Annotated in this window: 25 protein-coding genes; 10 read left to right on the forward strand and 15 right to left on the reverse strand. The window is 64.0% G+C overall.

The window, feature by feature from the left end:
- A partial coding sequence (locus tag LB524_RS18695; RefSeq protein ID WP_224529138.1) for an OmpA family protein occupies nt 1–1,709 on the forward strand: 1,709 nt, incomplete at its 5' end.
- 398 nt (nt 1,710–2,107) lie between these two features.
- Here the strand turns inward: LB524_RS18695 and LB524_RS18700 are convergent.
- Nucleotides 2,108–2,974: an SDR family oxidoreductase gene (locus tag LB524_RS18700; RefSeq protein ID WP_224529140.1), complete on the reverse strand. Its 867-nt coding sequence runs from the start codon at nt 2,972–2,974 to the stop codon at nt 2,108–2,110.
- A gap of 179 nt (nt 2,975–3,153) precedes the next feature.
- On the opposite strand from LB524_RS18700, the gene LB524_RS18705 reads away from it, so the two are divergent.
- Nucleotides 3,154–3,420, forward strand: a complete 267-nt coding sequence (locus LB524_RS18705) for a type II toxin-antitoxin system VapB family antitoxin (protein WP_224529142.1) — start codon at nt 3,154–3,156, stop codon at nt 3,418–3,420.
- Between the two features lie 245 nt (nt 3,421–3,665).
- Here the strand turns inward: LB524_RS18705 and LB524_RS18710 are convergent, their stop codons facing one another.
- Both LB524_RS18710 and LB524_RS18715 read right to left on the reverse strand, forming a co-directional pair.
- A complete protein-coding gene (locus LB524_RS18710; protein ID WP_224529144.1) occupies nt 3,666–4,352 on the reverse strand; it encodes a response regulator transcription factor in 687 nt (228 codons plus the stop codon).
- An 8-nt stretch (nt 4,353–4,360) separates the two neighbouring features.
- A complete protein-coding gene (locus LB524_RS18715; RefSeq protein ID WP_224529146.1) occupies nt 4,361–5,233 on the reverse strand; it encodes a S1C family serine protease in 873 nt (290 codons plus the stop codon).
- A 167-nt stretch (nt 5,234–5,400) separates the two neighbouring features.
- Here LB524_RS18715 and LB524_RS18720 point away from each other — a divergent pair, with 167 nt between their 5' ends.
- Nucleotides 5,401–6,351, forward strand: coding sequence for a S1C family serine protease (locus LB524_RS18720; protein WP_224529148.1), 951 nt, complete (start codon nt 5,401–5,403; stop codon nt 6,349–6,351).
- Between the two features lie 9 nt (nt 6,352–6,360).
- On the opposite strand, the gene LB524_RS18725 is transcribed toward LB524_RS18720, so the two are convergent.
- On the reverse strand, nt 6,361–6,786 hold the full coding sequence (locus LB524_RS18725; protein WP_224529149.1) for a VOC family protein: 426 nt from the start codon (nt 6,784–6,786) through the stop codon (nt 6,361–6,363).
- A gap of 66 nt (nt 6,787–6,852) precedes the next feature.
- On the opposite strand from LB524_RS18725, the gene LB524_RS18730 reads away from it, so the two are divergent.
- Nucleotides 6,853–7,446 carry a TetR/AcrR family transcriptional regulator gene (locus tag LB524_RS18730; protein WP_224529152.1) on the forward strand — a complete coding sequence of 198 codons (594 nt, stop codon included), beginning with the start codon at nt 6,853–6,855 and terminating at the stop codon, nt 7,444–7,446.
- A 249-nt stretch (nt 7,447–7,695) separates the two neighbouring features.
- Here LB524_RS18730 and LB524_RS18735 read toward each other — a convergent pair whose 3' ends face one another.
- Entirely contained in the window at nt 7,696–8,658 is a 963-nt protein-coding gene (locus LB524_RS18735) for a LysR family transcriptional regulator (RefSeq protein WP_015316232.1), read from the reverse strand.
- Nucleotides 8,659–8,765: 107 nt separating this feature from the next.
- Between LB524_RS18735 and LB524_RS18740 the strand changes: the two genes are divergently transcribed.
- Nucleotides 8,766–9,401 (forward strand): FMN-dependent NADH-azoreductase, encoded by a 636-nt coding sequence (locus LB524_RS18740; RefSeq protein ID WP_224529153.1) that lies wholly within the window; start codon nt 8,766–8,768, stop codon nt 9,399–9,401.
- 54 nt (nt 9,402–9,455) lie between these two features.
- On the opposite strand, the gene LB524_RS18745 is transcribed toward LB524_RS18740, so the two are convergent.
- Entirely contained in the window at nt 9,456–9,755 is a 300-nt protein-coding gene (locus LB524_RS18745; protein ID WP_224529155.1) for an AzlD family protein, read from the reverse strand.
- Complete coding sequence (locus tag LB524_RS18750) at nt 9,752–10,486, reverse strand: AzlC family ABC transporter permease (protein ID WP_224529158.1); 735 nt, start codon at nt 10,484–10,486, stop codon at nt 9,752–9,754. The genes LB524_RS18745 and LB524_RS18750 overlap by 4 nt, the downstream gene beginning before the upstream one ends.
- Before the next feature lie 171 nt (nt 10,487–10,657).
- Here LB524_RS18750 and LB524_RS18755 point away from each other — a divergent pair, with 171 nt between their 5' ends.
- Together LB524_RS18755 and LB524_RS18760 are read left to right on the forward strand one after the other, a co-directional pair.
- The gene (locus LB524_RS18755; protein WP_224529540.1) at nt 10,658–11,116 is read left to right on the forward strand and encodes an Lrp/AsnC family transcriptional regulator; all 459 of its coding nucleotides are present in this window, start codon (nt 10,658–10,660) and stop codon (nt 11,114–11,116) included.
- Between the two features lie 174 nt (nt 11,117–11,290).
- On the forward strand, nt 11,291–12,493 hold the full coding sequence (locus LB524_RS18760) for an MFS transporter (protein ID WP_224529160.1): 1,203 nt from the start codon (nt 11,291–11,293) through the stop codon (nt 12,491–12,493).
- 80 nt (nt 12,494–12,573) lie between these two features.
- Here LB524_RS18760 and LB524_RS18765 read toward each other — a convergent pair whose 3' ends face one another.
- The gene (locus tag LB524_RS18765) at nt 12,574–14,574 is read right to left on the reverse strand and encodes a putative bifunctional diguanylate cyclase/phosphodiesterase (RefSeq protein WP_224529163.1); all 2,001 of its coding nucleotides are present in this window, start codon (nt 14,572–14,574) and stop codon (nt 12,574–12,576) included.
- Nucleotides 14,575–14,858: 284 nt separating this feature from the next.
- Between LB524_RS18765 and LB524_RS18770 the strand changes: the two genes are divergently transcribed.
- Entirely contained in the window at nt 14,859–15,893 is a 1,035-nt protein-coding gene (locus LB524_RS18770; protein WP_015316225.1) for a class I SAM-dependent methyltransferase, read from the forward strand.
- Nucleotides 15,894–16,006: 113 nt separating this feature from the next.
- On the opposite strand, the gene LB524_RS18775 is transcribed toward LB524_RS18770, so the two are convergent.
- Nucleotides 16,007–16,297: an HlyU family transcriptional regulator gene (locus LB524_RS18775; protein ID WP_140617800.1), complete on the reverse strand. Its 291-nt coding sequence runs from the start codon at nt 16,295–16,297 to the stop codon at nt 16,007–16,009.
- Between the two features lie 44 nt (nt 16,298–16,341).
- Nucleotides 16,342–16,983, reverse strand: a complete 642-nt coding sequence (locus LB524_RS18780; protein WP_224529165.1) for a TetR/AcrR family transcriptional regulator — start codon at nt 16,981–16,983, stop codon at nt 16,342–16,344.
- A 140-nt stretch (nt 16,984–17,123) separates the two neighbouring features.
- Here LB524_RS18780 and LB524_RS18785 point away from each other — a divergent pair, with 140 nt between their 5' ends.
- Nucleotides 17,124–17,264 (forward strand): hypothetical protein, encoded by a 141-nt coding sequence (locus LB524_RS18785; RefSeq protein ID WP_224529168.1) that lies wholly within the window; start codon nt 17,124–17,126, stop codon nt 17,262–17,264.
- Nucleotides 17,265–17,352: 88 nt separating this feature from the next.
- On the opposite strand, the gene LB524_RS18790 is transcribed toward LB524_RS18785, so the two are convergent.
- From LB524_RS18790 to LB524_RS18810, 5 genes are all read right to left on the reverse strand, one after another.
- Complete coding sequence (locus tag LB524_RS18790; RefSeq protein WP_015316222.1) at nt 17,353–18,051, reverse strand: PadR family transcriptional regulator; 699 nt, start codon at nt 18,049–18,051, stop codon at nt 17,353–17,355.
- A 143-nt stretch (nt 18,052–18,194) separates the two neighbouring features.
- Nucleotides 18,195–18,575: a thiol-disulfide oxidoreductase DCC family protein gene (locus LB524_RS18795; RefSeq protein ID WP_181166339.1), complete on the reverse strand. Its 381-nt coding sequence runs from the start codon at nt 18,573–18,575 to the stop codon at nt 18,195–18,197.
- 3 nt (nt 18,576–18,578) lie between these two features.
- Nucleotides 18,579–19,637 (reverse strand): DMT family transporter, encoded by a 1,059-nt coding sequence (locus LB524_RS18800; RefSeq protein WP_140665057.1) that lies wholly within the window; start codon nt 19,635–19,637, stop codon nt 18,579–18,581.
- Nucleotides 19,638–19,640: 3 nt separating this feature from the next.
- A complete protein-coding gene (locus LB524_RS29115; RefSeq protein ID WP_224529547.1) occupies nt 19,641–19,802 on the reverse strand; it encodes a DUF333 domain-containing protein in 162 nt (53 codons plus the stop codon).
- A 117-nt stretch (nt 19,803–19,919) separates the two neighbouring features.
- On the reverse strand, nt 19,920–20,213 hold the full coding sequence (locus LB524_RS18810) for a GYD domain-containing protein (protein WP_015316219.1): 294 nt from the start codon (nt 20,211–20,213) through the stop codon (nt 19,920–19,922).
- 348 nt (nt 20,214–20,561) lie between these two features.
- Between LB524_RS18810 and LB524_RS18815 the strand changes: the two genes are divergently transcribed.
- Nucleotides 20,562–21,620, forward strand: a complete 1,059-nt coding sequence (locus LB524_RS18815; RefSeq protein WP_224529171.1) for a TauD/TfdA family dioxygenase — start codon at nt 20,562–20,564, stop codon at nt 21,618–21,620.
- Nucleotides 21,621–21,652 lie beyond the last annotated feature (32 nt).

Raw genomic sequence — 21,652 nt, forward strand, 5'->3', positions numbered from 1 at the left:
AACAGGCGCCCGCCGGCGAGGCCGCGCCCGCAACCGACGAGCAGCAGCCGCGCAGGAAGAAGCGCGACCAGCAGCAGACCGAGCAGGCGCCCGCCGGCGAGGCCGCGCCTGCCAACGACAACCAGCCGACCAAGCCTGGCAGGAAACACAAGCTGGACCAGCAGAAAGAGGCGCCGTCCGCCGTGCCGGAGACCGCTCCGACACCGAAGCAGGCTCCTGCCGGCGAAGCGACGCCGAAGGTTGAATCCCCTCCCGCCGGCGAGCAGGTTCCCGCCCAGGGCGAGCAATCCCAGGATAAGACGAAGAAGCACGGCAGGAAACCGGCTGGCGAACAGCCGGCGAATGGCGAGCAGCCCGCGACCGGCGAACAGCCGCCGACCGGTAGGCAGCCCACCACCGGCGAACAGCCGGCGACGGGAGAGCAGCCCGCCACCGGTGGGGCCGCTACCAATGGGAAGGCCGCGCCTGTCCAGGGCGAAAACCCGGTTCAGGGCGAAGCCCCCGCCGACAAGAATGCCGCCCCCATCCTCGACAGCCAGAAGGATGCCAGGCGCAAGGGTCGCGGCGAGAACGGCCAGGACGGCGGGAACCCAGCCACCCAGCCCGCCAACCAGAATGGCGAACAGCAGAACGGCGGGCAGCAGAATGGTGGGCAGAACGCCCAGCAGGGCGGTGACCAGGGCCGGAAGCCGGTAGTGGCGCCGGTGGATCAGGGTCCGCCTCCAACCGACGACAGGGCCGCCCAGGAGGCGATCAAGACGGAAAAAATCGTCCCGGTGACGCAGGAGAAGGGCAAGCGGCTCGAGCGCGCGCCTGACGAGGACATCCGTGACCGCCGCCGGCCCAAGGGCGTCGACGTGCTCAAGGAAATCGGCGACCGGGTGATCGTCCAGTTCAACGACCAGACGTTCGTCCAAAGCAACGATCGCCCGCGCCTGACCCGCGGCGCCAAGGATGTCTACTACGAGGACCTGCCGCAAGGCCGCACGCGCGAGACGGTCGAGCGCGACAATGGCTTCCGGATCGTCACCATACGCAACCGCTACGGCGACATCCTGCAGCGGTCGCGCATCGCGCCCGACGGTCGCGAATATGTGCTGAGCTATGTCGACGAGCGCAGCTACCAGGACGAAGATGACTGGCGCGATCCCGGCGATGACCTGCCGCCGATGCGGCTGACCATCCCGCGCCGGGACTACATCCTCGATTCCGAGGATGTCGAAAGTCCCGACGACTACTACACCTTCCTCGAACAGCCGCCGGTGGAGAAAGTGCAGCGTCTGTATTCGATCAACGAGGTCAAGCGTTCGGCCCGCGTGCGTGACATTGCACGGCGGATCGACCTCGACACCCTGAATTTCGAATTCGGCTCGTCCTCGATCTCCGACACCGAGGTGCAGAAGCTCCAGGGTGTCGCCGACGCCATGGAGAAGCTGTTGAAAAAGAACCCGGCCGAGACCTTCCTGATCGAGGGCCATACCGACGCCGTCGGCACGCCCGAGGCAAACCTTGCTCTGTCGGACCGTCGCGCCGAAGCGGTCGCCGAAGCGCTGACCAACGCCTTCGGCATCCCGCCCGAGAACCTGACGACACAGGGCTATGGCGAGGAGTATCTGAAGGTCGACACCTCGGCGCCCAACCGCGAGAACCGGCGCGTCGCCATCCGCCGCATCACCTCGCTCGTGGCGCCGGTGGCGAGCAACAACTGACCTGCTTTTCCAGCGACTTGCAGTGGTTTCTGGAACGAGGTCGGCAACAAGGTCCCATCCCGATCAACCGGGATGGGACGAACTGCCGACGGCACGGCCCGGGTCAACAAGAATTGTACAGGCCTTGGAGCCGGCTCATTGAATCACCGGGCTTCGCACCCCAGATTCCTGACTGGGCGTTCCCTGCCCCGTCCCGACTCCAGCGGGACGCATTGAGCCCCGCCGGCCCTCTCCGGCGGGGTTTTTTGCTTTCAGATCCACTTGATGCCTACAGAAGAAAACGGCGATCAGAGGCTTGAGCAGCTTCGTCGGGAATCGATGAGGGCACCAGCCACATGAACCGGAGCCGTTCGATGTCGAGTCCTTTTTTGAAAGCAAGCGGCGGCGGCAGGACCCCTTCAGTAGATGTTCCTGATCTTGCTGTCCGTCCTGGCAAACACCTCATCCGGCACAAAAAAATCTCCGGCCAGCGGTCCGGTTGCGTTAGGCGCATAGACCGAGAAATCGCTGACGCCCTCGGCGCGCAGCACCTCTTCGTCGATATAGAAATTGCCTGATGCCTCGCGCGACGGCCGCATGAAGATCGCGTGCGCGGCATCGGCCATGATGTCGGGCGACCGGCTCATCGCCGCGACCGTCGCTCCGCCCAGAAGGTTGCGCACCGCGGCCGTGTCGATGGTCGAGATCGGCCACAGCGAATTGACCGCGATGCCATCCCTGGCGAATTCCGCGCTCATGCCCAGCGTGCACATCGACATGCCGAACTTGGCCATGGTGTAGGCGACATGGTTCTTGAACCATTTGGCCTCCATGTCGAGCGGCGGCGCCAGATTCAGGATGTGAGGGTTCTTCGCCAACTTCAGGTGTGGAATGCACATTTTGGACACGAGGAAGGTGCCGCGCGTGTTGATCTGATGCATCAGATCGTAGCGCTTCATGTCGGTTTCCAGCGTGCCGGTAAGCTGGATGGCGCTGGCATTGTTGACGCAGATATCGATGCCGCCGAATTTCTCGACGGTTCTGCCGACCGCCTCGGCCACCTGCGCTTCCTCGCGGATGTCGCATAGCACCGGCAGTGCCTTGCCGCCGGCCTGCTCGATCTCTTCAGCGGCGCTGTAGATCGTTCCCGGCAGCTTCGGATGCGGCTCCGCCGTCTTGGCGGCGATCGTCACATTGGCGCCGTCGCGCGCGGCGCGCAGCGCGATCGCCAGCCCGATGCCACGTGACCCGCCGGAGATGAACAGCGTCTTTCCCTTGAGCGACATTTTTCCTCCGCCTAGATTGTCTTGTGTCGCGATCCTTGCGCGCGCCAGAGCCGGATACAAGAGCTTGTGGTGCGACGCGATGGTGACGTAGCGGAGGGTACCGTGCCTTGTCGGCTGCAAACGACGTGGCGCCGAAACCGATTTGGCGTATGATTCCATACCGGATGGCAGATCACCAAATGGCTTTGTTCATCAAGAATGTCGAAGTGGAGCGGTTGGCCCGAGAACTTGCCAAGAGCCGTGGTGTGCCGGTGACCGAAGCGATCCGGCAGAGCCTCGAAAACGAAACTGCTCGCGAAAACCTGACTTCTCAGCAAAACGAGTCTGACCTGATCGCGAGGCTGATGGAAATTTCAGAGCAAGCAGGCCGGATACCTCATCGGGACCACCCAATGACCGAAGACGAAGTACTCGGTTACGATGAACTCGAAATACCGAGCAGATGATGGATACTTCGTCCGCACCGTCGCGCCGCCCCTCATTGCCCTGCCGGGCATTTCTCCCCGTATAGTGACGGGGAGAAAGACGCTCTCATCGCGGCCTTCGCCAATCATCACCTTTGCAAGGGGAGCGCCGAGGTCGCGGCAACTCCCTTCTACCCGTCACTATACGGGGAGAAGGTGCCGGTAGGCGGATGAGGGGCAGCGCCGACCTCTGAAGGATAATCGTCAGACTTGCCCGACATCCACTCCTAAACCAGAACCAGCCCCTGCCGCATCGCGATCGCGATGGCGTCCGTACGATTGGCGGCACCGAGCTTGATCAGGATCGCGGCGACATGGAACTTCGCTGTGTGGACGGAGATGTTGAGCCGCCGCGCGATCACCTTGTTGGGCGCCCCTTCGGCCAGCAGCGCCAGCACTTCCGCCTCGCGCGGCGACAGCGCTGGCCGGGCGGCGGCGCCATCGTCGACGGTTTCCTCGCCGAACAACCCGCTATGGCTTCCATCCCCATCGGCCGCATCACCGCGGTCGAAATCCTCATGCCTATCGGGCATCGAACGCCCTTCGCCGGACACCCGGTAGCCGGCGGCGGCCAGCCTGACGGCAGCGGCGATCAAAGCTGCGTCCGCGGCCAACGGCAGCACCGCAAACACCTGGCCTTGCGGCCGGCCCGCGCGGTCCGAAAGCAGTACCTTTGGCGTCGTGATGCTGCCGACGCCGGCTCGATCGACCGAGGCCGTGCTGTTGGCGACAGCGTCATCGACGATGGCGACATCGGCGACCCCGCCACCGGCCACGACCGGCAGCAGATCGTCGGCCATGGCAAGCGAAGCCGACAAGCGCTCGGCGCGCACGGCATCGCGCAGTGCGATCAGCACCACGAGCTGGCGTTCGCCGCGCGCCACGTCAGGCCTTGTCAGCGTGTCGCTTTCCATCCGTCCTCTCAGCTCAGCGGCTTTTCGCCGATCGTCAGCACGACGTCGCGCTGTTCGCCGCCGCGCACGACACCCAGCTTCACCGAAGCACCGGCGCTGTCGGGCCCGAGCCGGCGGATCAGATCTCGCGGACCATGCACGGCTTCGCTGTTCCACGCCACGATGATGTCGCCGAGCGAGAGGCCAGCGGCCTTGGCCGGGCCATTGTCGTCGAGGCTCATCACCATTGCGCCACGCGCGTCGCGGTCGCGCACCGGATGCAGGCCGGCGCCGAGGTAACCACGTGCGACATGCCCCTTTTCGCGCAGCGTCGCCACCGCGCGTTCGATCGTCTCATAGGGCATGACCAGCGCGCGGCCACGCGGGCCGAACAGAAGCATGCCGATCAGCGCGCCCTTGGCGTCCAGCACCGGGCCACCCTCGAAGCGGCCGCCGGCACCGACAGCCAGGTTGATGCGCCGGTCGATGGTGCCGCCGCGCATCGAGCGCCAGGCCGGGCCGACTTCGCCGACCGAGCCCGATACGGCCAGCACCGCGCCCTGGCTGCTGCCGATGACTATGGCGATATTGCCTGGCCGAACGGGGCTGGCTCTATCGAGGACAGGCGCGCTGGCCGCATCCGCGGGCTTCAGCAGGGCGACGCCCGTCGAAGGATCGCGGCCGACCAGTTCGGCCTTCGCCGTCTCGCCGGAGGCCAGCGTCAGTTCGATCTCCTCGCCGGCCTCGACGGCTTCCTCGGCGGTGACGAAATAGCCGTCGCCCCAGTGGAAGGCGCTCGCCGTGCGGTGATGATGCGTGGCGAAGCTTGCCGTTGCCGGCGTCGCCTTGGCGGCGATATCGGCGATGGCATCGGAAAATGCATTCAGATTGAAGTCGCTCATGATGATCTCCTGGGTTTTCTCATGCCCCAGATATCGCTCGGCAGTACGCCAGGAGGTACTCGCCTGACGGCTAGTTGCAGGTTCGACTGGCCATCTGGTCAGGTCGCGGCGGTTCCGGCCGCTCCGCACATATAGTCACGATCAAGCCTGAAAACACGGAGCCTCCCATGGCCCTCGCCGCGCCAAAATTCCAACCGGACGAGACATTGCTCGACGCCTATTCGACGACGGTTGCCGAAGCGGTCGACCGCATCGGCCCGGCTGTCTGCCGCATCGAGCGCATCGGGGGGCCGGGCGGCCATGGCTCGGGCTTCGTCATCGCGCCCGACGGGCTGGTCGTCACCAATTTCCATGTCGTGGGTGACGCCAGGACGGTACGCGTCTCAATGCCGGACGGCGCCTCCAGCGAAGGCCGCGTGCTCGGCCGCGACCCCGACACCGACATCGCCCTCGTGCGCGCTGACGGCAGCTTCGCCGACGTGGCGCCGCTGGGCGATTCCAAGCGGCTGCGGCGCGGCCAGATCGCGATTGCCATCGGCAATCCGCTGGGCTTCGAATGGACCGTCACCTCCGGCGTCGTCTCGGCGCTCGGCCGCTCGATGCGAGCTTCGACCGGCAGGCTGATCGACGACGTCATCCAGACCGACGCCGCGCTCAACCCCGGCAATTCAGGTGGTCCGCTGGTCTCGTCGGCCGGCGAGGTGATCGGCGTCAACACCGCCATGATCCATGGCGCGCAAGGCATCGCCTTCGCCGTCGCCTCCAACACCGCGAACTTTGTCATTTCGGAGATCATCCGCTTCGGCCGCGTGCGCCGCGCCTTCATTGGCGTCTCCGCCGACACGGTAAACCTGCCCCGGCGCGCGGCACTCTTGTCGCAGGTCTCGACCAGCACGGCGGTACGGCTGCGCAGCGTCGAGAAGGACGGCCCGGCGGCCAGGGCGGGTCTCAGGGAAGGCGACATCATCGCCGCCATCGACGCCCGCCCGGTGACCGGCGTCGACGACCTCGTGCGCATGCTCGACGCCGAGCGCATCGGCCGCGAGACGCTGTGCACCGTGGTGCGCCGCACCGGCGTCAGCCAGGTGACGGTGACGCCGGTGGCACGGGCGAGCTGAGGCTGCCGTTCAAGCCCCCGCGGCGCCTTCCGCATACTGCGCCAGGAATTCCTCGCTGGGCGGGATCGGCTTGATGATGTCGATCAGCACGCCGTTGGGATCCTTGGTGATGAAATGGCGCTGGCCGAAAGGCTCGTCACGCAGCGTTCGCAGGATAGGCAGGCCGGCAGCAAGGATCCGGTCATGGATCGCATCGGGATCGCGGACCTCGAAATTGATCAGCAGCCCGGAAGTCCGCCCCCGCCCCTCCTCGGGGATCGTCTCGTGGTCGCCCTGGACGATGCCGAGATTGACGCGCTTGTTGTCCACCGATTGCAGATGCACGTACCAGTCGCTCTCAAACAGCGGCTGGAAACCGAAATGCCTGACATAGAAGGCCGCCGTGCCGGCGACATCGCCGGTCATCAGCACCGGATAGTAGCTCGTCGTCTTCATCTTTCCTTCTCCCGTCAACTGACATACAGTCTGCATGTAAATTGAATTAACATACAGGCTGCATGTATGCAACAGAAATCCGCGCGTCGTTCGAACCGCGATCGCACCGAGACGACGCGCGCCGACCTGATCGCGGCGGCGCGCAAACTGTTCACCGAAAAATCCTATGCCGAGACCGGCACGCCGGAGATCGTTGCCGCCGCTGGCGTGACGCGCGGCGCGCTCTACCACCATTTCGCCGACAAGCAGGCGCTTTTCGCCGCCGTGGTCGAACAGGAAGCCGCGGCGGTGGCGCGGGAGATTGACCGCGCCTCCCCGCCTGCGCTCGGCGCCCGCGATGCGCTGACTGCCGGTTCCGATGCCTATCTCACGGCCATGCGCGCGCCCGGCCGCACGCGGCTCTTGCTGCTCGACGGCCCCGCTGTGCTCGGCCGCGCCGAGATGGACGCCATCGACAACCGCCACGGCAACCGCTCGCTGCGCGAGGGCCTTGTCGCGGCGATGCGAACGCAGTCGATGAAAAGATTGCCGCCCGAAGCGCTGACCGCCCTGCTTGCCGCCGCCTTCGACCGCGCGGCGCTCGCCATCGAGGCCGGTGCGTCGGGCGAGGATTACCGCGCCGTGCTGACGGCGCTGATAGACGGACTGTCCCCTACATAGTTGGCGAGCCAGGCCCTGTCGCATCCGCGAGCGGTGACCATAAAAACCGCCGCAGGACGCAACCCGAACCCGTGCGATGTCGTTATGGCTGGCTCACCCACCTTGCGGGCTCACATTTGGGATGGACACATGAAAAGGACCTATGAAAAACCGACACTGCGCAAATGCGGAAAATTGACCGCCCATACGGCGCAGCTCGTGGTTTCCGGGGTGACGCAGATCGAATGATTTTCGGCTGAGTTCCAGGATTCAGCCGCCGGCGTTCGCATCACCGTCGGTGTCCGGCTCCTCTTCGGGCACTTCGCCCGGCTCGAACTCGTTGAAGCAGCCGAGCCCGCGCTTGAACCGGTCGATCAACCAGGCCGCCGCCGGCTTTGGACTGCGATCGTTGCGGTGCATGGCAAACAGGGGCGAACTCACTTCCTTGTAGGGTTCGAGGTCGAGTTCCACCAGGCGGCCGCTGGCCAGGTCGTCGGCGATCAGCCAGCGCGGCAGCCCGCCCCAGCCGAGCCCCTCGCGCATCAGTATGTGCTTGGTGCGCATGTCGGTCAGTCGCCACGTGCGGTAGGCGAAGACGCCGTAATCGCGTCCCTTGGTGCGCTCGGACTGGTCGATCACGACAAGCTGCGTATGCTCGCGCACATCCTCGAGCGCCACCGGCTTCGGCAGCAGGGCCAGCGGATGATTGGGCGCTGCCGCCGGCACCAGCGACATGAAGCCGATGCGCACGAGATGCACGTCGACATCGCCTAGCAGGCCGCCAATGCCGAGATCGGCCTGTCCGCTGACGACAAGATCGGGGATGAGACCGAGCGTGCCGATATACAGGCGCAGCATCACGGTCGGAAACCGCGCCTCGAATGCCTTGAGCACCCGCACCAGCACGGGGGAAGGCAATGATACGTCCACCGCCAGCGCCACCTCGGCCTCCAGCCCGTGATGGTGCCCGTCGACGCGCGAGCGCATGCGCTGCAGCACGCCAATCATGCGCCGCGCGTCTTCCAGCATCGCCCGGCCGATCTCGGTCAGTTGCGGCTCGCGCGTGCCCTCGCGCTCGAAAAGCTTCAGCCCGAGCTGCGCCTCGAGATTGGCGATACCGTAGCTGATGACGGATTGCGCGCGGTTGAGCTTGCGGCCGGCTGCCGAGAAACTGCCGGTATCGGCAACGGCGACAAGGATTTGGAGCTGGTCGAGGGTCGGGTTGGGCTGCATCGTTGTATCTACTTTATGGATGGATCGTATCGAAAATATACCAGTTTATCTGATTGGTCGATGCCCCATATATGGCGGGACAATTCATTCCACTGGAGAGACCCGCTATGTCCATTCTTCTCGTCACCTCGAGCCCGCGCGGCGCTGCCTCGCACTCGACCCGCATCGCCACCGAGTTCGCCCAGAAGCTTCTCGCCGCTGACCCGTCGAACACGCTGGTCGTGCGCGACCTCGTCGCCAACCCGCTGCCGCATATCGATGCCGACTATGCGACAGGCATCTACACGCCGGCCGATGCCCGCACCTCGCGGCAGGCCGAAGTGGTCGGCGTTTCCGATGTCGTGCTTGACGAGCTGTTCGCCGCCGACACGGTGATCCTGGCCACCGGCTTCATCAACTTCAACATCTCCTCGACGTTGAAGTCCTGGGTCGATCACGTCGCCCGCTCCGGCAAGAGCTTTGCCTATGGCGAGAACGGCCCCAAGGGTCTCGTCACCGGCAAGAAGGTCTACATCGTGCTGGCCTCCGGCGGCATCTATTCCGAAGGTGCGGCCGTGCAGTTCGATCACGCCGTCCCCTACCTGCGCAGCGTGCTCGGTTTTATCGGCATGACCGATGTCGACGTCATCCGCATCGAGGGCGTCTCCAAGGGACCTGACGCGGTGGATGCCGCGCTCGCCAAGGCTACGGCCACGGTCGATGCATTGGTTGCCGCCAGCCGTGATGTCGCGGCTGCAGCGTAAGACTCTCGGTCCATGGTTTGTCAAAGGCAGGCGTTCGCGCCTGCTTTTTTCGTTCTAGCCGATCAGATGCCTCAACAGGCTGGCCGAAGCGACCCCGATCAGCACGGTTGGCAGCATGGAAAGCCGTGTCGCGGCGAGCAAGGTGATGGCCAATGCCGCGAGATCGGCGGGATTGCGCGACACGAAGGCCGGCGCGATGACAGAGATCAGCACGCAGCCGGGTGCTGCCTCCATCACCGCCGTGGCGCGGGGACTGAGCACGCGGTTGCGCAGCACGACATAGCCGCCGATCCGCGTCAGATAGGTGACGCCGGCCATCAGCACGATGGTGAGAAGGGTCGCTGCGTCGATCATGCATCACCCGCCATCAGCCAGGCCGCGGCCAGCCCCGACACCGCGCCCGCCGCGACATACCAGGCGCCGGGAACGAAGAGATAGACCAGCGCCGCGACGGCCAGGCTGACAAGCCAGGGCCGCGCCGCCGCGACGCTCTTCCACATGCCGCGCATCAGCACCAGGAAGACGGCCGGAAACGCCATGTCGAAACCGTAGGTCTCGACATGGCCCAGCATCGGGCCGAGCAAGGCGCCCAGCGTGGTGAAGGCTACCCAGGTCAGATACATCGCCAGCGCGGCACCCATGTAATAGCGCGGGCTGAAGGCCGGTGCGACACCGGCGGCGGCGCGCTGTTTGGCGTCGGCCAGGCCCAGCGCCCAGCTTTCGTCGCATAGGAAGAACAGCGCCGGAAACACCTTGCGCCGCGGCAGGTCGCGCAGGAACGGCGCGAGCGCCGCTCCCATCAACAGATGGCGGCTGTTGACCAGGAAGGTGATGGCGACGATGAGCAGGATGTGCGGCGGCGACGTCCACAGCTGGACCGCCGCGAATTCCGAGCCGCCGGCGAAGTTCAGCCCCGTCATCATGGACAACTCGACCGTGCTCAGCCCTTTCTGCACGGCCTGGGCGCCAAGCACCAGCGCATAGGGGATGGTGCCGAGCAGCACCGGCGCGCAGGATGCCACGCCACGGCGAAACTCCGATCCCGAACCATTGCCGACCGTCTCGACTGCCTGTGAAATGCTCATACCCTGCCATTGGGCGGCCCCACAGCCGCCCTGCCCTGCGTTTGAAAATCCCGTGATGTCAGGGGCAAAACATACCTACAGCTCTCCGCAATTTGGTTGCGAAGATTGTTGTCTTTCGTCAGATTTTGGCATTCACTGTTACGAAGCCGCAGGAAAATGGAATTCAACGCCATGAAGCTCGACGACATCGACAAACGCATCCTTCGGGCGTTGCAGCGAGACGGCCGCATGGCCAACAATGATCTGGCCAATGAGGTCGGCCTGTCGCCCTCGCCTTGCCTGCGGCGCGTCAAGCTCCTGGAGGAAGCCGGTATTATCGACCGCTATGTCGCCGTGATCAATCCGGCCAGCATCGGCAAGGGCCTCACCTTCTTCACCCGCATCTGGCTGAAGGCACAGGACGAGGACACGATCGAACATTTCGCCACCGAGGTCGCCAAGCTGCCGCAAGTGATGGAGTGCTATCTCATGCTCGGCGACTGCGACGCCATGGTGCGTGTCGTGGCCACCGGCATCGATGACTACCGGCGCTTCCAGTCGGAGCATCTCAGCCGCATCAAGGGCGTGCAGAACGTCAAGACCGACGTGCCGAGCCAGACGATCAAATACACATCGGAACTGCCGATCTAGGACAAGCCAGCGCAAATCCAAGGGTCTGTATCCGTCAAAGCCCTACGTCCAGACTGGATAAAAAATGCAACCGGATTGTAGGATGGGCGCTGGTGCCGGCGTCCTTCGGACGCAAGGGCACGGCGAAGCTGGACCGTGCCACCACAAGACCGCGTTCCGGCATGGGAGAAAACCATGAACCATTCCTACCGTTGGGTCATCGTCGCGGCTGGCGCGCTGATGTCCTGTGTCGCCATCGGCACGATGTTTTCGCTGGCGATCTTTCTCGAACCCATGGCGCTCGATACCAACTGGTCGCGCGCGGGCATTTCGAGCGCCATGACACTCAATTTCCTGGTGATGGGCCTTGGCGGTTTCGCCTGGGGTGCCCTGTCCGACCGGTTCGGCGCCCGTATCGTCGTCACGATCGGCGCCGTGCTGCTCGGGCTGGCGTTGGTGCTGGCAAGCCGCGCCGGTTCGCTTCTCACCTTCCAGATCACCTATGGCGTGCTCGTCGGGCTCGCGGCCAGCGCCTTCTTCGCGCCGATGATCGCGCTGACGTCAGGCTGGTTCGACACCAATCGCGGACTGGCCGTATCGCTGGTCTCGGCCGGCATGGGCGTGGCGCCGATGACGATCTCGCCGCTCGCCCGCTGGCTGATCTCCGCCTACGAATGGCGTAGCGCCATGTTCGACATCGGCATCCTGGCCTGGGTGCTTCTGCTGCCCGCCGTGCTTCTGGTGCGCCAGCCGCCGAAGCCTGTCGCCTCGGGTGCCGCCGCATCACAAGCCGCCGAAGGCGCCGGCCTCACCGTCGGCCAGGCGCTGCGCTCGCCGCAATTCATCGTGCTGGGGCTGACCTTCTTCGCCTGCTGCGCGGCTCATTCCGGCCCGATCTTCCACATGGTCAGCTACGCCATGCTGTGCGGCGTCGCCCCGATGGCCGCTGTCTCGATCTACAGTGTCGAGGGTCTGGCAGGCCTCGGCGGCAGGCTGCTCTACGGCGTGCTGGCCGACCGGCTCGGGGTGAAGCCGGTGCTGATCGCCGGGCTGGCGATCCAGGCGATCGTCATTGCCGCCTATCTCTCGATCAGCCAGCTCGACCAGTTCTATATGCTGGCCGTCGTCTTTGGCGCCACCTATGGCGGCGTCATGCCGCTCTACGCGGTGCTGGCGCGCGAATATTTCGGCCAGCGCATCCTCGGCACCGTATTCGGCGCTGCCACCATGCTCTCCAGCCTCGGCATGGCGCTGGGGCCGCTTGCCGGCGGCATGATCTTCGACGCCTATGCCAGCTACCATTGGCTGTTCATCGGCTCGGCGCTTATCGGCCTGGGTGCCGCGGGCATAGCGATCGCCTTCCCGCCGCTGCCACGCAGGGCGTTGCAGACGGCATAGGCTTCTCCGCGCTGCAATCGTCGCCAGAGGGCAGACGGGCTTGACGGGCGATGGCCGGTCAAGCCACGCCTATCTCGCGGTCACGCCGACTTGAGAACCGTGAACGGCCGCTTTTGAATGGCCCGCTTGGTCTGGAAATTCGCGGCCGGAGCGGGACGGCCGACGTGAAAGCCCTGGACCTTGTCTATGCCGAATTGGCGCATGAGGACCATCTGCTCTTCGGTCTCCACCCCTTCGACCAGGATCTTGTGGCCGCGATTTCGGACCAGCGCGATGATGTCCTGCAGCATCGCCATGCCCTTGGGGGTGCCGCAGTCGTGAAGGAACGAGCGGTCGATCTTGACCGTATCGAAGTCGATGAGACGAAGCCATGAAAGGCCGGCGAATCCCGTCCCGAAATCATCGAGCCAGATCCTGATCCCGAGCAGCTTCAGGTCGCTGATGCAGCGCAGGATGTCGGAATGCATCTCCATCTCCAGCCCCTCGGTGATCTCGAAGGCCAGCCTGTTTCCGGTCACGCCGGTCTCGCCCAGAATGGTGGCGACCGACGTCGCGAAGCCAGGCGTCTTGAGCTGGATCGGCGAGACGTTGACGCTGACGACGCGCACGTGATCCTGCGCCAGGAGTTCGGCGCACACCGTCCTTATTGCCCAGCGCCCGAGCTCGAGGATGGCGCCGGTCCGTTCCGCGACGGGAATGAACAGGCTCGGCGGAACCAGGGTGCCGTCGAGCATCTTGAGGCGCATCAGCGCCTCCACGGCCTCGAACCCGCCCGACGCGACGTCCTGGATGGGTTGGTAGACGAGCGAAACGAGGTCCTGGCCAATGGCGATCTTCAGCAATGCCGCCAGGTTCTCGCTCTCGTCGCTGCTCTGGGGATCGGTCGGATCGAACAGCCGGGCACAGTTTCGGCCGCTGGCCTTTGCAAGATAGAGCGCTCGATCGGCCTCGTGGATGATCTTCTCCAGCTTGGCGGCGGTCTGCTTCCTGGTGAACGCCGCGCCCACGCTCGCCGTCACGATCGAGATGCCATCCCGGCGCAACTCGTGCGCGATCGCCAGGTTCTCTATCGTGCGGCAAATGGCTTCCGCCAGATCCGCGACCTCGCCCTTCTTGTCCATGCGGGCCAGGACGATGAATTCCTCGCCGCCATAACGGCCGATGGAGCCATCATGTTGCTTGATCAGGTCGCTGAGCGCATCGGCGACCTGGATCAGGCAACGGTCGCCTTCCTGATGGCCATAGCAATCGTTGAACTTCTTGAAGAAGTCGACATCGATGAGGATCGCCGCGAAACCGTGGCCAAGCTTTTGCCAGTCGTTCCAATAGTCGCGCAGTTTTTCGTCGATCGCGCGCCGGTTCTCCAGCCCGGTCAGCGGATCCGTCCGCGACAGCCTGAGCAGGGCCTTGCCGCGCTCGGTCGCCTCCTTGTGCTGGATCTTGGCTTCCAGCGCGTTCAGGAAGACGTTGTAGCGTTCTTCGTTCAGCTTCCAGTTCACATAGGACGTGAATGTGAAGCACGAAACGTAGAAGGTGCCGAAGACCATCTTGTATATCAGCGTAGCGGGTAAAAAGTAGTTCACCACATACAAGATGCACAAAATTATCGTCGACGTTATGATCGAGACCTTGAAGCGGAATGTGAAGAAGAGATTGGCACTCATCATGAAAATGGTGCCGAAGACCATATAATAGGCGACGCTTTCCTTGTTCGCGCCCATGGACGCGGGGCAAAGCCAGCCGATATAGCCAAAGATGATGGCCGCGGCGCAGGTTACGTCAAGCCAGTCGGTGGCGGCTCCCCTGCGAAGCTGTGCTTCCAGGACCAACAGTGCAGTCAGTCCGACAGCGAAGCGGGCCGTGATCGTAAGGGCGGCCACGTCGGGTATCAGCAGCAGATCCGATACCGAAAACAAGACGTAGATGACGACGGCGATCCAGAGGCCTGGCCTGGCTTCCTTCCTTCGCTTCGCCTGGGCTTCCGTGCGGTAAAGGGTTCGAAGTTCGGCCGCCCCCAGCTCCTGACGCGGCGGTTCCGTATCCACCGCATCGGCCACTGCGGATGACGCGCGTTCGTTCACGACAAATCCCGACTGAAGGACATTTCGCGTTCCGAACTCTTTTCCAGCTTCTGCCCCCAACGCAGACCGACTCCTTGGCGCGACACGACTTGCCGCGCGATCAAATGCAATGACGCAGGACAAGTTTCCGTTAACTCGAACCCGGAATCCCGCCCTCAAAAACCCCAAAGATTGATATGGTTAGCGGGAAATTAATCATATCGATAGAATGCAACGGAGCCGCCGTTGGCAAATCGAGTATTCTACGCAATAAGTTAACTGACTGTTAACTATGGAGCCTTGGTGTGCAAACTGTCTTTGACGGCCAGAGTCTGATTACTGCTGAAGCAATCGCCGGTGGTCTCCGTCGAGGAAAGCCCGAGCATCATGGCGAAGCGTTCGAAACCGCTCGCGCGGAGCTGGCGCTCATCCTCCACGCCACACAGCAACAGGTCGAGCAGCAAAAATTTCCCGCCGAGATCGTCCGCCGCCTGCTGTCGCTTCTCAACGCGCTGCGCGCCAAGGTCCATCCCGACGTTTGGCAGGCCTTGATACCGGTGGCGCAGAACCACCCGATCCAGAAGTACTTTCTGGAGGATCCGCTGACACATTGGTCCTTCACCAAGCCCAGGGGTTATTCCGGCGACGCGCAGTTGCTCGACTACATCTATTGCGACCCGCATGTTGCCGAGAGCGTCGCAAGCGCCTCGGAGGTCGGCAAGGCGCTTTACAGCCACACCCAGAACGTTCCGTCATGCGTCGCCGCACGCGAGCGCCGCGATCTGCTGACCCGCTATGTCGATGAAACCGCGGCCAGGAACGGGCCCGAAACGGAAGTCCTGGCGATCGCTGCCGGCCATCTGCGCGAGGCGAACCGTTCGGCCGCATTGGCCGAGGGCGGCCTCAAGCGCTGGGTCGCGCTCGACCAGGATCCCCAGAGCGTCGGACTGATCGCGCGCGACTTCCAGGGCACCGCGGTCGAGGCCATCGACGGCTCGGTGCGCACTGTGCTCACCAGAGGCCACAAGCTCGGCAAGTTCGACCTCATCTATGCCTCCGGCCTTTACGACTACCTCCAGCACAACGTCGCCGTGAAACTCACCAAGACCTGCCTGCAGATGCTGAAGCCGAACGGGACCTTCCTGTTCGCCAACTACGCCGAGGGCACTCCTGACGCCGGCTACCGGGAAACATTCATGGACTGGGTGCTGCTGCTGCGGTCGGAGGTCGACATGTGGAACATCATCAACGCCAGCGTCGACCGCAACGCAGTCGACGCGCAGGTCTACTTCGGCGAGAACCGCAACGTGCTTTACGGCGTCATCCACAAGCGTGGATAATATCCGTCTGGATGCAAACCGGCTGACGTAAGACCTCAAGCGCTTCGACCGCGGTGATCGAGGGTTTCGGTCCTCTTACGCGCACCCCAGGCTCGCTTCGGGAACGGCATGCCCTAGCCGAAAATCCGCTCGCCCTGTTCGTCGACGAGCTGGATGCCTTTCTTGATCGAGATGTCGACGGCGTCGTCCAGCCCGGCGAAACGGTCGGCGCGGATGAATTTGTGCTCCTTCACCACGCCGTCGACTTCCTTGGAGACGACGCCGCAGGTCTGGTACTGGCCATCAGCCTTGTAGGGCGTGGCGCTGATCGTGAAGCCCTTGTGCTCGACCTGCTTGGCCGGTGCGGCACTGCCGGGCTCGGCCGCTTCGCCGCCACCGCCGAAAAGACGCTTCAGAAAAGACATCGCTCAAATCTCCCTGTCGCCGGCGATCGCGGTTCGCGTGCGATTCACGACGTTGTTCCTCCAGCATGCGCGAATGTGCCGCCGCGTTCCAGTCCCCTGATGAAGACGGAGACCAGGAGCTCGATCTGCTGGCCGATCTCATCGGCCTGGCGGCGGTCGGACCTGGCCGTATAACCGCTGGTGACGATGCCATGTACGCTTGACCAGAGGGTTCGCGCGGCGATCCGGCGCGTGTCCTCGTCGAGATCGAAGCCGCCATCGGCAAGCACGCTGGCGATGATCTCGAACAGCCGGTCGAGCCGCGCCTCGTAGACGTCGGGCTCGGTCAGCACCGGACGCCGCCTGTTGAAGGCAAGCAGCGCCGGCCAGCTGCCGGGATGCGCCTCGACGAAGCGAACATAGGCGCCTGCCAGTGCCATCAGCCGTTGGCGCACGTCGGTGATACCACGCCTGGCAAGCTCGGCCATCGCCGCGGCGCCCGCGATCCCCAGCCGGTCGAGCAAGCGCATGTTGACGGCGCGGTGCACCCCGTCCAGATCGGAAAACAAGTTGTAGACCGAGCCGACCGAGATGCCCGCCTGTTCGGCAATGGTCCTGGCCTTCAGATTGTCCCTGCCGCCTTCGTTGAGCAGCGCTTCGGCAATAGCCAGCACCCGCTCGCCCGTCTCTTCCTTGTCGAGTGCCATGCTTTTCCTTCTGAATGAGCGCCTTGCAAATGACCTGCTGTTTTCGACCCGACGCCGCTTCGTTTACCACATCCAGGGTATCGTGAACAGTGTTCAAAAGGTCTTGAACGAGGTTCATTCCTGCTATCGGCTACTGGGCCATGGGCATCCTGCTGCTCACCGGCAGCCTCGTGAACCTGGTCAAGTACCGCACCGACAAGCGCATCTCCGCCGAGACCACCGCCAAGATCGAGAAGGCGCGCAACGAGAAGCTGATCAGCGAGTATGTCGGCAAGGAATGATGCCGACCTGCCCTGACGAGAAAAGCCCGGATCTCCCCGGGCTTTTTGTTGAGCTTTCGCGCTTCAGGAGACGCGCCGCATCGTGGGTTCAGCGATGTGTCAGCGCTTCCAGCGCTTCGGCGGCGGCTTCCAGAATGGCGATCGCCTCGGCCTGCTTTTCTGCCGGGGCATCGACGATCTCGCCGAGTGCCGCGCGCAGCCGATGGCGGATGGCGCGGAATTCGTCGCGCGTTTCGGAGCGCTCGCCACGGCCACCGCGGCCGCCGCGACGGTCCTCGCCGTCGTCGTTCCAGCCGAACCAGTCGCGCGCCTTGGCCATCTTGCGGCCGAAGCGCTCGAGATGATCGAGCACGCCGTCGATCATCTCGCGATTGTCGGCCAGATGCGCCTGCCCGGCCTCGGTGATCGAGAACACCTTCTTGTTGCCTTCGCTCGAGGACACGGCATAGCCGGCCTCTTCTAGGAAGGTCAGCGTCGGGTAGACCACGCCCGGGCTCGGGGTGTAGATGCCGCTGGTGCGCTCTTCCAGCGCCTTGATGATGTCGTAGCCGTGACGCGGCGCCTCGGCCAGCAGCGACAGCGTGATCAGCTTGAGGTCGCCGTCGGCCAGCATGCGCCCGGCGCGAAAGAAGTCCCCCGGGCCGCCGCGACCGCCGCCGCCCCTGCCCCCGAACGGGCCGAAGCCGCCGCCCCCCCTGCCACCGAACTTGCCGGCCATATGCATGAACATGCGCTCGCCGAAATGATGACGGTCGGAATGATTGTGCCCAAAATTGTGCTTGTGCATTGATTGCTCCTTGAGTTCTATCTCACGATATATCTTAATTAGGCACACCCCATCGATGAGTCAAGATATATCTTACGATGCATCTTATCCAGCGGTGGCGTCCACGCGTCAGGCGCGGCAGGAATGGATGGTGTGTGAGTGGGCTACCAGCGGCCCTTGCGCCGATTCCAGCCGTAGAGCAGATCGGCGAAGCGATCGTAGGCAATGCGGGTCGGCGGCAGCATGAGCCGATTGCCGAACAGGCGCGCCAGCCATCCCTCGCCAGGCGTTGTCAGCCAGACCGCGATGGCCACGTCTGCACCGACCAGCAGCCTGCCCTGGGCGTCGGTCGCATGCAGCCGGCGGCGGATGTCCTCCAGCGAGACGCCATGCGACGACAGCGCATCCGGCTCCAGGTTGATGTCGCGGAATTCGATCCGACCGGCCTTGACCGCCTCGACCAGCCGCCGCTTCTGCCGGCCGATGCCGGCATCGCAGACGGGACAGCGCGTGTTGTACCAGACGGTCAGCACGGGCCTGGACATGTGTCAGCCGTGATCGTGCCGGTGGTGCAGATCGGGATAATGCGGATGCTTGTGGCGCAGCGGCGCATGCCGGTGCAAGTGCGAATGCGGCTCCGTCACCGGCCCGTCATGATGATGCTGGTGGTGCTCGTCATGCACATGGCTGTGCTCATGCTCCAGCGCCTCGTGCTCATGCTCGTGATCGTGGCGTTCCGACAGATGCAACCAGAGCCCGACGCCCATCAGCAACCCTGCAATCGCCAGCTTCAGCGTCACGGCATCGCCGAGCATGACGATGGCCAGCAAGGCACCGATGAAGGGCGCCAGCGAATAATAGGCTCCGGTGCGCGCCGTTCCGAGATGGCGCAGCGCCAGGATGAACATCACCAGGCTGACGCCGATGCCGAAGAAACCGACAGCCGCCGCCGAGGCGACAATCGGCGCGGCGGGAAGCGAGGCGCCGCCGATCAATGCTAGGCCGACATTGACGGTACCGGCCACGAGCCCCTTCAGCATGGCGATCACCACCGGGTCTGTGGCCGATATCCGGCGCGTGAAATTGTTGTCGAGTCCCCATGCCAGGCACGCCCCCGCGACCAGCAACGCGCCAAGGTTGAAAGTGACGCCATTACCTTGCCACGAAAGCAAAACAGCGCCAGTGAGAATGGCGAAGGCACCGAAAAGCAGGTGCCGGTCGACATTTTCGCGATAGACGAGCCAGGCGATCGCCATCGTTGCCAGCCCTTCGAGGTTGAGCAGCAATGCAGAACTGGATGCCGTGTTGAGGATGAGGCCGAACATCAGCAGGACCGGTCCAACAATGCCGCCCATGCCGATGGCCAGTGCAAGCCATGGAATATCCTCGGCGGCCAGTCGCGCCTCGCCGGCATTGGCTTGCCGGTCGCGCAACAGGCGATAGAGGGCAAGGCCAAGGCCCGCGCCGAGATATAGCAGGCCCGCAAGCATGAACGGATTGACGCTGTCGAGCAGCAGCTTGGACAGGGGCGGCGTCGCGCCGAACAAGACGGCTGAGCCGAGGGCAAGCGGTACGCCGGGCCAAAGATGCGAATGGGAATGGGTCATGGCTCACCCTATCATGGTGGCACGCCATGTCATCGACCACACCGCCAGGCACGGTTTGCGAGATCGCCCAAGGGAAGTCCGCGCCTCAGTTCCGATGCATGACGGCCCGACGCGTCTGTTGTCGCGAAACAGCGCCCACTCTTCACAGAGGCGCCCGTTGGGCAGGTGGCAAAACCCGTTGCCGGGCCTTGTCCTTCTTGATTGTCAGGCGTCCGCCAATCGCTGCGCAATGGACCGATGCGGGATTGACCGTGCCGACCTGTTTGCGCAAGGCGGATACCGTCATCCAAGCGACGAGATGATCTCGCGGTAAGCGAGCTCCGGGAAAGCCTTCATCGTCTGCGACCTGATATTGCCGCCCGCGGCCAGCATCAGCGCGAAACGCGCCAGCACCGCATCGTCGGGCGCCTCGACCACCGCCACCATGTCGAATTCGCCCATGGTCAGGTAGAACGACTTGAACGATCCTCCCATCTCGCCCAGTTGCTTCCTGGCGGCGTCGAGGCGCTTGGGCGAGTCGCGCACGTTCTTGGCGCCGTGCTCGGTCCAGTTCATCAGCATGATGTAGGTCGTCATGGTAGGCCTCTCTCCGGGGCCACGGAGCACGGCACTCAGGCCATGGGCTTGTCGACACGGCCTCGGCCGGGGCTGGCTTCCGGGGTTGTCGCCCGAAAATGCATCCGACGCCGGAGTATCCTCCCACTGCCGACATCCTGCAAGCGCTACCGCGCGGGAACCCAATGCCGTGTGAGTGCGACCTCACGCCAGCCGACGCAACAAAGGCGCTGGCAGGCATCAACCGCAAATCAGCCGGCGGCGGTCAGGTAAAGCCGGTTTAAAAACCCGCCTGATTGCGGCAATCTCCGTCGTGGCCCCCAGGCCGGCAATACCCCATCCGGGCCAACCCAGCCGCAGGAGAGCTTCATGCGCGAGACATCAGAGCTGCCGCCGGAACAGATCGAAATTCCCGCCGCCTGGGTCGGCGAGGACATGGCGAAGCATCCTGAAAAATGGCTGGTCGACCTGGAGCCGGAGGACGTCGCGGAGTTGGAAGCTGCCGCAACCGGCTTTCTCGCCGGCTCGCACGATATCGGCAGTCTGACCAAGGCTGATTTCCCCTTGCCCCGGCTTGCCGGCCACCTTGCCGCGCTTCGCGAAAAACTGATTGCCGGAATTGGCTTCGAGGTGCTGCGCGGTCTCCCGGTCGAGAGATATTCCGCCGAGATGACGGCAACGATCTTCCGCGGGGTTGGCGCCCATCTGGGAAGCGCTCGGTCCCAGAATGCCCAGGGCCATATACTCGGCCATGCCCGCGACATCGGCGCCGACGCCAAGGACCCCAGGACACGCATCTACCAGACGTCGGAACGCCAGACATTTCACACCGATTCCGCCGATGTCGTCGGCCTGCTCTGCCTGCGCGATGCCATGCAGGGCGGCGAGTCCCTGCTGGTGAGCACGGTGACGATCTACAACGAGATGCGCAAGAGACGGCCCGATCTGGTCCGCCTGCTGTTCGATCCGATTGCCACCGACCGGCGTGGCGAGATCCCGGAAGGCGAAAAGCCCTACTTCGAAATCCCGGTGCTCAACTGGCATGCCGGACTGCTGACCGGCATCTATCAGCGTCAGTACATCGACAGCGCGCAGCGCTTCCCCGATGCCATGCGCCTCACTCCAGCCCATGTCGAGGCGCTGGATCTTTTCGACAGCCTTGCCAATGATGTCAGGCTGAACCTGTCGATGCGGCTCCGGCCTGGCGACATGCAGTTCGTCTACAATCATTCGCTGCTTCACGACCGCATGGGCTTTCGCGATTGGCCGGATCCCGACAAGCGGCGCCATATGCTGCGCCTGTGGCTGTCGGTCCCCGGCGACCGTCCGCTGCCGGACTGCTTCCGGCAGCGCTATGGCTCGATAGAGATCGGCAACCGGGGCGGCATCACCGTCAAGGGCGCGCGGCTGAACGTGCCGTTGCTTTGACGCCCGAAACGAAAAAGGGCGCCGATCGGCGC

This window comes from Mesorhizobium sp. ESP6-5 (assembly GCF_020164695.1).
Taxonomy (GTDB): domain Bacteria; phylum Pseudomonadota; class Alphaproteobacteria; order Rhizobiales; family Rhizobiaceae; genus Mesorhizobium; species Mesorhizobium australicum.

Coding starts and splice junctions, on each gene's coding strand:
- LB524_RS18700 (WP_224529140.1), bottom strand. CDS start 2,974: ATGTCGCTCAAGGGAAAGACGCTGTTCATCTCCGGCGGGTCACGTGGC.
- LB524_RS18705 (WP_224529142.1), top strand. CDS start 3,154: ATGGCTTTGTTCATCAAGAATGTCGAAGTGGAGCGGTTGGCCCGAGAA.
- LB524_RS18710 (WP_224529144.1), bottom strand. CDS start 4,352: ATGGAAAGCGACACGCTGACAAGGCCTGACGTGGCGCGCGGCGAACGC.
- LB524_RS18715 (WP_224529146.1), bottom strand. CDS start 5,233: ATGAGCGACTTCAATCTGAATGCATTTTCCGATGCCATCGCCGATATC.
- LB524_RS18720 (WP_224529148.1), top strand. CDS start 5,401: ATGGCCCTCGCCGCGCCAAAATTCCAACCGGACGAGACATTGCTCGAC.
- LB524_RS18725 (WP_224529149.1), bottom strand. CDS start 6,786: ATGAAGACGACGAGCTACTATCCGGTGCTGATGACCGGCGATGTCGCC.
- LB524_RS18730 (WP_224529152.1), top strand. CDS start 6,853: ATGCAACAGAAATCCGCGCGTCGTTCGAACCGCGATCGCACCGAGACG.
- LB524_RS18735 (WP_015316232.1), bottom strand. CDS start 8,658: ATGCAGCCCAACCCGACCCTCGACCAGCTCCAAATCCTTGTCGCCGTT.
- LB524_RS18740 (WP_224529153.1), top strand. CDS start 8,766: ATGTCCATTCTTCTCGTCACCTCGAGCCCGCGCGGCGCTGCCTCGCAC.
- LB524_RS18745 (WP_224529155.1), bottom strand. CDS start 9,755: ATGATCGACGCAGCGACCCTTCTCACCATCGTGCTGATGGCCGGCGTC.
- LB524_RS18750 (WP_224529158.1), bottom strand. CDS start 10,486: ATGAGCATTTCACAGGCAGTCGAGACGGTCGGCAATGGTTCGGGATCG.
- LB524_RS18755 (WP_224529540.1), top strand. CDS start 10,658: ATGAAGCTCGACGACATCGACAAACGCATCCTTCGGGCGTTGCAGCGA.
- LB524_RS18760 (WP_224529160.1), top strand. CDS start 11,291: ATGAACCATTCCTACCGTTGGGTCATCGTCGCGGCTGGCGCGCTGATG.
- LB524_RS18775 (WP_140617800.1), bottom strand. CDS start 16,297: ATGTCTTTTCTGAAGCGTCTTTTCGGCGGTGGCGGCGAAGCGGCCGAG.
- LB524_RS18780 (WP_224529165.1), bottom strand. CDS start 16,983: ATGGCACTCGACAAGGAAGAGACGGGCGAGCGGGTGCTGGCTATTGCC.
- LB524_RS18785 (WP_224529168.1), top strand. CDS start 17,124: ATGGGCATCCTGCTGCTCACCGGCAGCCTCGTGAACCTGGTCAAGTAC.
- LB524_RS18790 (WP_015316222.1), bottom strand. CDS start 18,051: ATGCACAAGCACAATTTTGGGCACAATCATTCCGACCGTCATCATTTC.
- LB524_RS18795 (WP_181166339.1), bottom strand. CDS start 18,575: ATGTCCAGGCCCGTGCTGACCGTCTGGTACAACACGCGCTGTCCCGTC.
- LB524_RS18800 (WP_140665057.1), bottom strand. CDS start 19,637: ATGACCCATTCCCATTCGCATCTTTGGCCCGGCGTACCGCTTGCCCTC.
- LB524_RS18810 (WP_015316219.1), bottom strand. CDS start 20,213: ATGACGACCTACATCATGCTGATGAACTGGACCGAGCACGGCGCCAAG.
- LB524_RS18815 (WP_224529171.1), top strand. CDS start 20,562: ATGCGCGAGACATCAGAGCTGCCGCCGGAACAGATCGAAATTCCCGCC.